Annotated in this window: 11 protein-coding genes; 9 read left to right on the forward strand and 2 right to left on the reverse strand. The window is 61.3% G+C overall.

Translation table 11 applies throughout. From position 1 onward, the window contains the following. Positions 1-39: 39 nt before the first annotated feature. Complete coding sequence (locus AB4874_RS16475; RefSeq protein ID WP_368392797.1) at positions 40-1,665, reverse strand: ArnT family glycosyltransferase; 1,626 nt, start codon at positions 1,663-1,665, stop codon at positions 40-42. Positions 1,666-1,851: 186 nt separating this feature from the next. Here AB4874_RS16475 and AB4874_RS16480 point away from each other — a divergent pair, with 186 nt between their 5' ends. From AB4874_RS16480 to AB4874_RS16515, 8 genes are all read left to right on the forward strand, one after another. After that, complete coding sequence (locus AB4874_RS16480; RefSeq protein WP_295530241.1) at positions 1,852-2,106, forward strand: YMGG-like glycine zipper-containing protein; 255 nt, start codon at positions 1,852-1,854, stop codon at positions 2,104-2,106. A 168-nt stretch (positions 2,107-2,274) separates the two neighbouring features. Further along, positions 2,275-3,957, forward strand: coding sequence for an ABC transporter ATP-binding protein/permease (locus AB4874_RS16485; protein WP_368392798.1), 1,683 nt, complete (start codon positions 2,275-2,277; stop codon positions 3,955-3,957). Beyond that, positions 3,954-5,615: an amino acid ABC transporter ATP-binding/permease protein gene (locus AB4874_RS16490; RefSeq protein ID WP_368392799.1), complete on the forward strand. Its 1,662-nt coding sequence runs from the start codon at positions 3,954-3,956 to the stop codon at positions 5,613-5,615. The genes AB4874_RS16485 and AB4874_RS16490 overlap by 4 nt, the downstream gene beginning before the upstream one ends. Before the next feature lie 226 nt (positions 5,616-5,841). Further along, on the forward strand, positions 5,842-7,446 hold the full coding sequence (locus AB4874_RS16495; protein WP_368392800.1) for a cytochrome ubiquinol oxidase subunit I: 1,605 nt from the start codon (positions 5,842-5,844) through the stop codon (positions 7,444-7,446). Positions 7,447-7,450: 4 nt separating this feature from the next. Then, a complete protein-coding gene (gene cydB / locus AB4874_RS16500) occupies positions 7,451-8,611 on the forward strand; it encodes a cytochrome d ubiquinol oxidase subunit II (RefSeq protein ID WP_368392801.1) in 1,161 nt (386 codons plus the stop codon). Positions 8,612-8,625: 14 nt separating this feature from the next. Next, positions 8,626-8,745, forward strand: a complete 120-nt coding sequence (cydX, locus tag AB4874_RS16505; protein ID WP_295530121.1) for a cytochrome bd-I oxidase subunit CydX — start codon at positions 8,626-8,628, stop codon at positions 8,743-8,745. Between the two features lie 246 nt (positions 8,746-8,991). Beyond that, positions 8,992-9,750 carry an electron transfer flavoprotein subunit beta/FixA family protein gene (locus AB4874_RS16510; protein WP_295530124.1) on the forward strand — a complete coding sequence of 253 codons (759 nt, stop codon included), beginning with the start codon at positions 8,992-8,994 and terminating at the stop codon, positions 9,748-9,750. After that, the gene (locus AB4874_RS16515) at positions 9,750-10,676 is read left to right on the forward strand and encodes an electron transfer flavoprotein subunit alpha/FixB family protein (RefSeq protein ID WP_368392802.1); all 927 of its coding nucleotides are present in this window, start codon (positions 9,750-9,752) and stop codon (positions 10,674-10,676) included. Before AB4874_RS16510 ends, AB4874_RS16515 begins: the two co-directional genes overlap by 1 nt. Before the next feature lie 80 nt (positions 10,677-10,756). On the opposite strand, the gene AB4874_RS16520 is transcribed toward AB4874_RS16515, so the two are convergent. Continuing rightward, the gene (locus AB4874_RS16520) at positions 10,757-11,578 is read right to left on the reverse strand and encodes a DUF6473 family protein (protein WP_368392803.1); all 822 of its coding nucleotides are present in this window, start codon (positions 11,576-11,578) and stop codon (positions 10,757-10,759) included. A 155-nt stretch (positions 11,579-11,733) separates the two neighbouring features. Here AB4874_RS16520 and AB4874_RS16525 point away from each other — a divergent pair, with 155 nt between their 5' ends. Then, the gene (locus tag AB4874_RS16525; protein WP_295530134.1) at positions 11,734-12,609 is read left to right on the forward strand and encodes a 3-hydroxybutyryl-CoA dehydrogenase; all 876 of its coding nucleotides are present in this window, start codon (positions 11,734-11,736) and stop codon (positions 12,607-12,609) included. Positions 12,610-12,618 lie beyond the last annotated feature (9 nt).

Genomic DNA, 12,618 nt, shown 5'->3' on the forward strand with positions numbered 1-12,618 from the left:
GGAGCCTTGCGCTTCGGGCGTGACTATTTTCAGCCTCGGCTATTGCGCCGCGCTGGGTGCTGGGGTCTCTTGAGGTGCCGCGTTCGGAGACGGATTGGCGGGCAGAGCAACCTGATAGATCCGCCAGTCGCGTTGACGGAAATGGCGCTCGGCGATCTGGCCAAGCCCGGACACATCAGGAAGCGCGCCTGGCGCCAACACGATGCCACCCGGATGCGCGGCCATCCAGCGCCCCAGATCGGCGCTATTGCCCAGCACTTGCACCGGCTCCACCAACCGCCCGGCATAGGAAAACTGGCCCGCATAGCCCGTGTCGGTCGTCGCCACCCCATGTTGCGAATGCGCTGCCAGCAGCGCCCCCAGCGGCACCGGGTCATAGATCGGCCACAGGATCGGCCAGACCATCGCCTCGATCGCCACAAGGCTGAGGGGGGCGACCCAAGCCTCGGCGCGCCAGCCCGCATGCGCGCGTAGCACGATCAACGCTGCAAGCGCCAAAATCACCACCCCGACAATCCAGAACAGCCAAGACCCCGTGCCTGTCGGCAAGTCCGGGAAGGCCCCGAACGGCACCGCCGCTGCCGCGATCACCACGCCCAAGCCGGGCAGCAGCCACGCCAGACGCAAGGCGCGCATCCGTGGCTCAGCGGTGGGCACCATCCCCGACAGCAACAGCGCCAGCGCGGGCATTTCCGGCAGCAAGTAATGCGCCTGCTTGCCCGAAATCAGCGAGAACGCAATCAGCGCCGCAATCGCCCAGATGCTGACCATCCGCGTGCCGGGATCGGCCCAAAGGCGGCTTGGTTTCAGCGCCGCCAGCCCGGCCCGGCTCCAGCCCCACGGCCAAAGATACAGCGGCAGCAACGCGATAAAGAACCAGACGGGGCGACCATGGGCAAAGCTTTCGACCATCCGGCCCGCGCTTTGCTTCCACAAGATCTGCTCGCGATATTCCGCGCCGCCAAGGATCACCGCAGGGCCGAGCCAGATCAACACAAGCGCTAAGGCAATCACAAAGGCCAAGGCGATGCGGCCATACCAACCGGCAAGCCGAACACGCCCCTCGCGCGCCGCCCATAGCGGCATCAACAGCGCAGCAGGCATCACATGCACCAAAATCACCGGTCCCTTGGCCAGCACCCCAAGCGCCAGTGCAACGCCCATCCCGATCACCGGCCCAAGCCGCAATCCGCCCCGCAACGCCCAGATCGAGAGCATACCGATCAGCGTCGCCGCGCTGAGCATCGTGTCAAACATCGTGGTCGAGCCATAGAGCAGGAACATCCCCGACGTCGCGAGGATCAGCGCCGCCAGACCGCCGCGCTCGGGCGCATCAGGCCAAAGCGCGCGCGCCAGACGGGCAACCAGATAGACCGACAGCAACCCGAAAGCAGGCGCCACCAACCGCGCCGCCCATTCGCTTTGCCCAAAGGCCATCCAGGCAAGGTTCACCAGCCAGAACAGCAGCGGCGGCTTATGCGAATAAATCTCGCCGTTCAGATGGGGGACAAATTTCGAGCCGCCCTGCCACATCTCCCAAGCGACGGTCAGATAACGCGTCTCGTCGATCGCCATCAAAGGGCGCATCATCATCAAGACCGTCGCAAATAGCGCAAATGTCACCAGCGCACCGATTAACGTCACACGCCCGGGATTGGAGGTCATTGGCAAAGCTCCTCTGGCTGGCCTCAATTCTCAGCTCTGCTTGACGCAACTATAGTGCCCGCTGTCAAGCCCGCGACCGCGTGCGGCTCTATGATGCAGGCGCCAGAAATAGTTGGGAACCAAGTAGGTCACTCGACGTTAGTCAAATAATTACGTCCTAACCGGAGAGACACTTCCATGAAGAAAATGCTTCTCATTCTGCCGCTCGTTACCGGCCTTGCTGCCTGCCAAACGACCCCTCAAAATCAATCTGCCGCGACTGGCGCTGCGGCTGGTGCTGTTTTGGGGGCGGCTGTGTCTAAAGATGGCGATCGTATTAAGGGCGCAGCCCTTGGTGCCGCCGCTGGCGGCGTCGCGGGAGCACTCATCGGGCAAGCGAACCAACCCGGTCAGTGCCGATATCGTGATGCTTATGGGCGCGAGTATATCGCCCCCTGCTGATCCTTCCTCGTTTTCGAGACTGGTAACCCTCGAAGACACCGCTCGGGCCCTGCGCCCGGGCGGTTTTTCGTATGTCAGCCCCTTGCGCTGTCCTTGCGCCGATTGTCGCAGGGCCATTGCCCCGCCCCCTGCAGCCCGCTATCTGGCGAATCAAGCGCAGGAAACGAGATGACGGAAACCACCCCACAAACGCCAAAGCAGATCCTTTCGCGTGTGGCCGCCCCGCAGGCGCGCCGCTTGAAGGCCGCAGGTTGGTTGTCGGTTTTGGCGGCGCTGATCTGGCCGATGCAGGCGACTTTGGTTGGGCTTGTGCTGGGGGATTTGGTGGCACCGGGCGTCTCACCGCAGCTTTCGCCGCTGATGGGCGCGGCCGGGTTCATCGCCCTTGCGCTTGTGCGCATCGTGCTGGACTGGATGGCGCTGAAGCTGAGCGCAGATGCCGCCGAGGCGATCCTGACCGAGGCCCGCAAGCGCCTGATCGAACATGCCATCTTACAAGCCACCGGGGCAGCTGCCCTCTCGCCTTCGCAGACCGCCTCGCTGATGGCGGAAAAGCTGGCAGCCCTTGGCCCTTGGGCGACGCGCTATCAACCCACCTTCATTCGCGCGCGCATTGTGCCGCTTGCGTTCATCCTGATCGCGCTGACGCAAAGCTGGGCCGTGGCTGTGATCTTGTTGCTTGCCGGCCCCCTGATCCCGCTGTTCATGGCGCTGGTGGGGATGGCTGCGCAAGAGGCTTCCGAGCGTCAGATGGTCGAGATCGGCGCGCTCAACAAGCTACTGATCGACCGGATCGCCGCAATCACCGACCTACGACTTTTGGGGGGCGAGGCGCGTTCGCGCGCCGATCTCGAGGTCAAGACCGAAGACCTGCGCACCCGCACAATGGCGGTGCTGCGCGTGGCGTTTTTGTCCTCGACCGTGTTGGAACTGTTCGCTGCGATTGGCGTGGCGATGGTTGCCGTTTATGTCGGCTTTTCCCTGATTGGCTGGATGCATTTTGGCACATGGGGCACGCAGATGACCCCGGCCACCGGGATTTTCCTGCTCATGATCGCGCCCGAATTCTTTCAGCCATTGCGCGATCTGGCAGCCGCTTGGCATGACCGCGCCGCCGCGTTGGCCGTGGCGGGCGAGTTGGACAGCGCCGAAACCGAGATTGCGAAAGCCAGCAAAATGTTGGGTCAAGGCGGCGCAGGGCAGCCCTTGGCAAGCGGCACGCTGCGCTGGTCCGGGCTACAGATCCGCCCTGCCCAAGGCGCCGCGCCAATTGCGATGCCCGACGGCGCGATCAAACCCGGTGAGGCGGTGGCGATCACAGGCGTTTCGGGGGCCGGAAAAACTACGCTTTTGACCACGTTGGCCGGGCTGATCGTGCCCGAGGCGGGTGAAATCACGCTGGGCGGCACGCGGCTGGAGGATGCCAGCGCCGATGATTGGCGCGCCGCTTTGGGGTGGATTCCACAAACCCCGCGCTTTGCCGATATGACGCTGCGCCAGTTGATCACGCTGGGTCAGGAGGGCGATATCGACGCAGCCCTTGAAGCGGCGGCGGCGGGCGAGATCGTGGCGTCTCTGCCCGAGGGGCTGGAGACGCGGCTTGGCGATATGGGCGGGGGTGTTTCGGGTGGCGAGGCGCGCCGTTTGCTGATCGCGCGCGCGCATTTCGCCCATCGCCCCTTGCTGTTGGCCGATGAACCCACCGCCGATCTGGACCCAGACACCGCCGCCAAGGTCATCGCCGGACTGATCGGCCTACGCGCACAGGGCGTGACTTTGATCGTCGCCAGCCACGACCCCGCCATGGTGGGCGCGCTAGATCGCGCCATTGCGCTGGAGGCTGCGACATGAAGGTGCTTTTGACCTTGATCGAGCGCCTTATCGCGCAGCAAAAGACAGCCTTCACGCGCGGTCTTGCGCTGTCTTTTCTGGTGCTTGCGATGGGGGCGGCCCTGTTGGGCCTGTCGGGGTGGTTCGTGACGGCGGCCGCAGTGGCAGGGGTCACCGGGCTGGGGCTTGGGTTTGATTTCTTCCAGCCCTCGGCCGGGGTGCGCGGGCTGGCGCTGGGACGGGCGGTTGCGCGCTATGGCGAGCGGGTGTTGACCCATGACGCGACCCTGCGCGCCTTGGCCGATCTGCGGCTGGCGTTGATGGATGGTGTCTCACGCCGACCGCATGAGGATCAGGCGAAACTGCGCGGCGCCGAGGCGCTGAACCGGATCACCTCGGACGTTGATGCGCTGGACGGGTTGCTGCTGCGCCTTGCGCTGCCGTTCTTGGCGGGCGGCATGGTGCAACTGTCCGCGCTGTTGATGTTGTGGTGGCTTGAGGGGCTTCCGATTGGCTTGGCGGTCTTCGCGATTTATCTGATCGGCGGCGGTGGTGGGCTGATCTGGGTGGCGCGGGCCGCGCGATCCGATGCGCGCGCGGCGGAAACCGCGCTGCAGGCGATCCGCAGCCATGCGCTGGAATTGATGCGCGGGCGGGCTGATCTGGCGGTAGCGGGTGCGTTGCGCTCGCAAAGCGCGCAGATTTTGGCCCAGATCGACGCCGAAGCGATTGCCCGGCGCAATCTTGAGGCCTTGGATCGCCGCGTCGGCGCGGTGATCAGCGCGACCGCGGCCCTTGCGGGGGCTGCTGCCTTGGCCATCGGTGGTCAGATGGCGGCGGCAGGGCAAATCACGCCTGCGCGCGCCGCAATCGGTCTGTTTGTCGCGCTGGCATTGGCGGAATCGCTGATGCTACTGCGCCGGGGAATGGCCGAGATCGGGCGGATGCAAGAGGCTGGCGCGCGGGTTCTGGACCTCAGCGACACGCCTGCGCGCCCCGATGCCACGACCCAGCCCCTCCCGGTCCCTGATGCGCCGCTCTTGCGTGCAAAAGGGCTCAGCTTCACGCGCCCCGGCGCACAGGCTCCGGTGTTTGAGGGGCTCAATTTCGATCTGCATCCGGGCGAGACGCTGTTTTTAACTGGACCGTCGGGGGCAGGAAAATCGACCGCGCTGGCGGTGCTGGCGGGGCTGCTAGCGCCCAGCGCTGGCACGCTTGCGATGTGCGGCGTCGCGATGGCGCAATGGCCCGAGGCCGATTTGCGCGCGCATCTGACGATGGTGGCCCAACGCAGCCAGTTGATTGGCGGCATGGTGGCCGAAAACCTCGCACTGGCTTTACCGCAAGGGAAATTGCTGCCCGAGGACGAAGCGCGCGCCGCTTTGCACGCGGTTGACCTTGATGAGGTGATCGAGGCGCGCGGCGGGTTTGCGGCACTTTTGGGCGAAGGCGGGGCCGGGCTTTCGGGCGGTCAGGCCAAGCGTTTAGCTCTAGCGCGGGCCGCTTTGCGCCGCCCGGAAATCTTGCTGCTTGATGAGCCTACAGAGGGGCTGGATGCACCGACAGCCGCCGCGACTTTGGCGGGCCTGCGCCGCCTTTTGCCCGACTCAGGTATCATCATCGTCTCGCATCGCAATCACGATCTCGCCTTTGCAAGCCGTGAAATTGCGCTGAAATGACGCGGATCTGCGACGCTAAGTCGCGGAATAGCTGAGGCAAATTGTCCATCACAACTGTTCACAGGTGCGTGCGACAATGCGTCAATTTGATCTGCCTCAAGGAGAAGCGCAGAGCCGTCCCTAGAAGGTGCATCCAGGAATAACATTTCTGGAAGACTCGGCATTCCCCGAGTCGACGTAAGGACTCGGGTTATGCTCGGGTGCAAGTAGGGAACGGAGAACGAGAATGGATATCGGGATCGTTGACCTGTCACGGCTGCAATTCGCTATGACTGTCATGTATCACTTCCTCTTCGTGCCGCTCACGCTTGGTCTATCGATCATCGTGGCGATCATGGAGACGGTCTATGTAATGACCAACCGCCCCATCTGGCGGCAAATGACAAAATTCTGGGGCACACTGTTTGGCATCAACTTCGTGCTGGGCGTAGCGACCGGGATTACGATGGAATTCCAGTTCGGCATGAACTGGAGCTACTATAGCCACTATGTGGGCGACATCTTTGGCGCACCGCTGGCCATTGAGGGGCTGATGGCCTTCTTTATGGAAGCAACCTTTGTCGGGTTGATGTTCTTTGGTTGGGACAAGCTGAGCCCGGTCAAGCACATGGTCGTGACATGGTTGGTCGCCCTCGGGTCGAACTTTTCGGCGCTATGGATTTTGATTGCCAATGGCTGGATGCAAAACCCCGTCGGGGCCGCGTTTAACCCGCTGACGATGCGCATGGAAATGACCTCGTTCTTCGACGTTGTGTTCAACCCTGTCGCACAGGCAAAGTTCGTTCATACCGTTTCGGCGGGCTATGTGACGGCGGCCGTGTTCGTGATGGGCGTTTCAAGCTGGTATATGCTGAAAGGTCGCCATTTCGAACTGGCGCGCCGTTCGATCGCAGTCGCGGCGGCCTTTGGTTTGGCCTCGGCTTTGTCGGTTGTCGTTCTGGGCGATGAGTCGGGCTATGAGACCACCCACAACCAGAAAATGAAGCTCGCCGCGATGGAAGCGATGTGGAACACGGAACCCGCACCCGCCTCGTTTACGCTGTTTGGTATCCCCGATCAGCAGGCGCGCGAAACCAAGTATGCAGTGCATATTCCGTGGGCGATGGGCTTGATCGGCACGCGCTCGCTGACGGGGCAGATCGAAGGCATCAACCAGTTGGTCAAAGGCTCGGAAGAGCGGATCAAAAGGGGCATTATCGCCTATGACGATCTCCTCAAGATCCGCGAAGCCAAGGGTGATGTCAGCCCCGAGGTCAAAGCGCAGTTCAACGAAAATGTCGGTGATCTGGGCTATGCCTATCTGCTGATGCGCTACGTCGATGACCCGCGCAACGCAACGCCGGCACAGATACAGCAGGCGGCGAATGATACGGTGCCAACCGTTTGGCCGATCTTCTGGTCGTTCCGCATCATGGTGGCACTTGGCTTCTCGTTCATCGCGGTGATGGCCTATTTCTTCTTCGTCTCGAACTGGAGAGGCATGCAATACCCGCGTTGGGCATTGCGCGCGGCGGTCTGGATCATTCCCACCCCGTGGATTGCTGCGGAATTGGGCTGGTTCACTGCCGAATTCGGGCGTCAGCCTTGGACGGTGGACGGGGTGCTGCCCACGGCGCTATCGGTGAGTCACCTGTCGGTCGGCGATCTGTTGGTCACGTTGGCAGGCTTCATCGCCCTCTACACAGTGCTCTTCATCATTGAAATGGGCTTGATGATCAAATTCATCAAAAAGGGCCCCTATCAGGACGTGGAACTGACGCAAGACTGGCAGCAGCGGCATGAAGACCGTCTGTCGGGTCGCAGTTCCCCCGTCACCATGCCAGCGGAGTAAGAAAATGATTCTTTCCGAACTAATCAGCCTTGATGTGCTGCGCGTGATCTGGTGGCTCTTGCTGGGTGTGTTGTTGATCGGCTTCGCGCTGACCGATGGCTTTGACCTGGGTGTGGGCGCGTTGCTCCCATTCGTTGGGAAAACCGACACTGAACGTCGTGTAGCGATCAATACGGTCGGCCCGGTCTGGGAGGGCAACCAAGTGTGGTTCATCCTCGGCGGCGGTGCGATCTTTGCCGCTTGGCCGCCGCTCTACGCGGTCAGCTTCTCGGGTTTCTATCTGGCGATGTTCGCGATTCTTGCCGCGCTCATCCTACGGCCCGTGGCGTTCAAATACCGCTCCAAGCGTGACGGCCACGCTTGGCGCAACGGATGGGACTGGGCGCTGTTCGTCGGCGGAGCGGTGCCTGCACTGATCTTCGGCGTGGCAGTGGGCAACGTGCTGCAAGGCGTGCCCTTCCAGTTGAACGATATGTTGATGCCGCTCTATCCGGGCAACTTCTTCATCAAGTTCATCTCGCTGCTCAATCCGTTTGCCTTGCTCGCCGGTGTCGTCTCGATTTCGATGCTGATGATGCACGGCGCGGCATGGCTCACGCTGAAAACCGAAGGCCCTGTGCAGCTTCGCGCACGGGCAATCGGATCGGTGGCGGGGATGGTGGCCTTTGTCACCTATATCCTCGCAGGTGTCTGGCTTGCCTTTGGGATCAAGGGCTACACGATCACCTCTGTCGTGCCCGATAACGGCCCGTCCAACCCGCTATTCTCGACCGTTGAACACGGTGGCAGCTGGTTGTCGGCCTATTCGGATCGCCCGTGGATCGCGATTGCACCGATCCTTGGCCTGCTGGGCATCGCGCTGGCCACGATGGGGCTGCGTGCGGGTCGCGAAGGCTCGACACTGCTACTGTCGAAACTGGGTATCTTCGGGGTGATTTCATCGGTCGGTCTGACGATGTTCCCGTTCATTCTGCCCAGCTCGATTCAACCCGATGCATCGCTCACTGTCTGGGACGCGTCGTCCTCGCAGCAAACGCTGTTCGTCATGCTCGTCGTCACGGTCATCTTCATGCCGCTCATTCTCGCCTACACTGCCTGGGTTTATAAGGTTCTGTGGGGCAAGGTGACGGCCGAAGAGGTCGAAAGCGACAGCCATTCCTACTGAGAGGAGACCAAGTTATGTGGTATTTCGCATGGATCCTCGGGCTTCCACTGGCCGCGCTGATTGCGGTGGCCAATGCGATGTGGCTCGAGATGCAGAACGATCGCAAATTCGCGGGTGAATCCGAGACCGACTGATCTTGCCTCACGCGTGTGACTAAACGAAGGCCGCTCCCAACCGGGGCGGCCTTTGCGATTCCCCCCTCAAGGCGACGTTACGGCAGGCCATCCGGCGCGATAGCGCAAACAGTCGTCAAGACGTGACGTCCGACGCCCAAAAGTGACGTTTTACCCCTGTCCCTTGGGCGCTTGCTCTTGTAACAAAATTACCGAACGAACCTGTCCGCCCGCAACAGGCGGACCCATGATTAGGGAGACACGCCGATGAAGGTCCTGGTGCCGGTGAAGCGCGTGATCGACTATAACGTGAAAGCCCGTGTGAAAGCGGATGGCAGCGGTGTCGATCTAGCCAATGTCAAAATGTCGATGAACCCCTTTGACGAGATTGCCGTCGAAGAGGCGATCCGTCTGAAAGAAAAAGGGGCCGTCGAAGAGATCGTCGTGGTCTCGATCGGCGTCAAGCAGGCGCAGGAAACGCTGCGCACGGCGCTGGCGATGGGCGCGGATCGCGCGATCCTTGTCGTGGCTGCCGATGATGTGCACCAAGACATCGAACCGCTGGCCGTGGCGAAAATCCTCGCCAAGATCGTCGAGGAAGAGGCCCCCAAGATGGTCATCCTTGGCAAGCAAGCGATCGACAATGATATGAATGCGACCGGTCAGATGCTGGCCGCGCTGCTGGGCTGGGGTCAGGCGACCTTCGCCAGCGAAGTCGTGGTTGAGGGCGAGGCGGCGAAAGTCACCCGCGAAATCGACGGCGGCTTGCAGACGATCGAGGTGAAACTGCCCGCGATCGTGACGACCGATTTGCGTCTGAACGAGCCGCGCTATGCCTCGCTGCCCAATATCATGAAGGCCAAGAAAAAGCCGCTCGAAGAAAAAACCGCCGCCGATTACGGCGTCGATGTCACCCCGCGCCTGTCGGTGGTGAAGGTCGCAGAGCCTGCGGGCCGGTCGGCTGGCATCAAGGTGGGCTCGGTCGATGAGCTGGTGGCGAAATTGAAAGAAGCGGGGGTCGTGTGATGGCTGTTCTTCTGATTGCGGAAACCCATGGGGCCGATCTGGCCACTGACGCGACCGCCAAGGCGGTGACCGCCGCCAAGGCGATGGGCGACGTGACCGTTCTGGTCGCAGGCTCGGGCATCTCTGGTGCGGCTGATGCGGCGGCGAAACTGGACGGCGTGGCAAAGGTTCTCAAGGCCGATGAAGCGGCTTACGCGCATGGTCTGGCAGAACCGCTGGCCGATCTGATCGTTTCGCTCGCGGGCGATTTCAGCCATATCGTGGCGCCGGCCACGGCGAGCGCCAAGAACGTGATGCCGCGCGTCGCGGCTTTGCTGGACGTGATGGTGATCTCGGATATTTCTGCCGTGGTCGATGCCGATACGTTCGAGCGCCCGATCTATGCTGGCAACGCGATGCAGACGGTGAAATCGTCTGACAAAATCAAGGTCGTAACGGTGCGCACCTCGACCTTTGATGCGGCAGGCGATGGTGGCGCGGCCTCGGTCGCGGATGCGGCGGGTGCAGGTGACAAAGGTCTGTCGTCCTGGGTCGAGGATAAGGTTGCCGAGAGCGATCGTCCGGAACTCACCTCGGCCAAGATCGTCGTGTCGGGTGGTCGTGGCGTTGGCTCGGAAGAGGATTTCCGGATCATCGAAGCGCTGGCTGACAAGCTGGGAGCAGCCGTTGGCGCCTCGCGCGCAGCTGTCGATTCGGGCTTTGCGCCCAACGACTGGCAGGTCGGTCAGACCGGCAAGGTCGTGGCACCCGATCTTTATGTTGCAGTCGGCATTTCGGGCGCGATCCAGCACCTTGCCGGCATGAAAGACAGCAAGATCATCGTCGCAATCAACAAAGACGAAGAAGCGCCGATCTTTCAGGTCGCCGATTTCGGATTGGTTGCCGATCTGTTTGACGCGGTGCCGGAATTGACCAGCAAGCTTTGAGGGCGCAGAGGCGCGGCCTCGGCGAACGCATATTTTCAAAAGGGGCTGGGATTTTCCCGGCCCCTTGTTTTTGCCCGGCGTTACAGCAAGCGGCGCACCACCGGGGCCAACGCCTCGGCAATCTCGGAATGCACCATCGGGCCGGGCAACATTTGCGCTGCGGGCTCTTCCATCGCAGCGAAATGCATCCCCGACGTTCCCGCACTGCGCGCCATAATCGAGGGTTCGACCCGCACCACCTCATCCGCGAAAGGACGCAGTTCATCGACCATGGCGGCCGTCACCAGCAATGGCTCTGCCCCCAGCGGGTCTTGGTGGCCGCGGGGGCGATATTCGCCCAGCCAAAGCAAGACCTTATGCCCCTCGATGCAATCCAAAAGAGCACGCATGCGTAGCCCCCAAGCAATGCGCAACTCGTCTATCAACGCCTCAAACTTGTCAGGCTCGCGTGTCTTGAGCGCCGTCAGCATGTGGCGCGTAAAATTGAACTCGGTGAAATCGACTCCGCGAAAGATCGATCGCATCAGGCTTGAAGCGCGCAAAAACCGATCATTGCGGCGCGGATGAACCGCATAAAAGCGGTTCGACATATTCTGCGCGCCCATCAGTTGCACCACGTTCAAACGTGCCGCACGCGAGGCTTCCACGATCTGGGGTTCATTGACGAACACATCCGCACCCGCATTCATATAGCCGAAATTCACAACCGGCAGACCAAGCCGTTCTTCCAAAAGCGTGGGCCATGGATTGGTCACGAATTTCCCGTAGGTTTCCGTGCCGCCAAGTGCGGCAACATATTCCCCCGTAAGCGAGCGGCACGGGCCGCGAAACAACAGTTTGGACTTCCCGTAGCGGCACGGAAAGTAGTCAAGGGCGCCATCGCCCGCATATTCGAAAGCCATTTATCCCACCTTACATCTATTCGACTCACCCAAAGCCAACTTGCCTTGAAACACTTCACAAACGGTTATTGAGAAAATGCGCGCTATCTCGTTGCGCCCCTTGCACGGGGGCGCTGGCCGCGTATGGTCAAGGCGGTTTCTTGAAAGGGCAGAACATGACGATTGAAACGGTCGGCATCGTAGGGGCGGGACAGATGGGCAACGGGATTGCGCATGTCTTCGCACTGGCAGGCTATGAGGTGCTGCTCAACGATATCAATGCGGATGCTTTGGAAAAGGCGCTGGCGGTGATTGGCAAGAACCTTGATCGTCAGGTGTCACGCGAAAAGATCAGCCAAGCCGACCGTGATGCGGCGATGGCGCGGATCAAGACGACAACAAAGCTGATTGAACTTGGCCCGACCGATCTGGTGATCGAGGCCGCGACCGAACGCGAGACCGTGAAGCAGGCGATTTTCGAAGATCTGCTGCCCCATCTCAAGCCCACGACGATTCTGACGTCGAACACCTCGTCGATCTCGATTACGCGGCTAGCATCGCGCACCGATCGGCCAGAGAAATTCATGGGGTTCCACTTTATGAACCCGGTTCCCGTGATGCAGCTTGTTGAGCTGATCCGAGGCATCGCGACCGATAAAGAAACCTATGAGACCTTGTTGGCTGTCGTTGACAAACTGGGCAAAACGGCCGCCTCGGCCGAAGATTTCCCCGCCTTCATCGTCAACCGCATCTTGATGCCGATGATCAATGAGGCGGTCTATGTGCTGTATGAAGGGGTGGGCAATGTCCGCTCGATTGATGAATCGCTGAAGTTGGGCGCGAACCATCCGATGGGGCCGCTGGAACTGGCCGATTTCATCGGGCTCGACACCTGTCTGGCGATCATGAACGTGCTTCATGACGGGTTGGCCGATACGAAATACCGTCCTTGCCCGCTGCTGACAAAATATGTCGAGGCTGGCTGGCTTGGGCGCAAAACCGGGCGCGGATTTTACGACTATCGCGGCGAGGTGCCGGTGCCCACGCGCTAAACGACGGGC

The organism is Thioclava arctica (assembly GCF_040892615.1).
GTDB lineage: Bacteria > Pseudomonadota > Alphaproteobacteria > Rhodobacterales > Rhodobacteraceae > Thioclava > Thioclava arctica.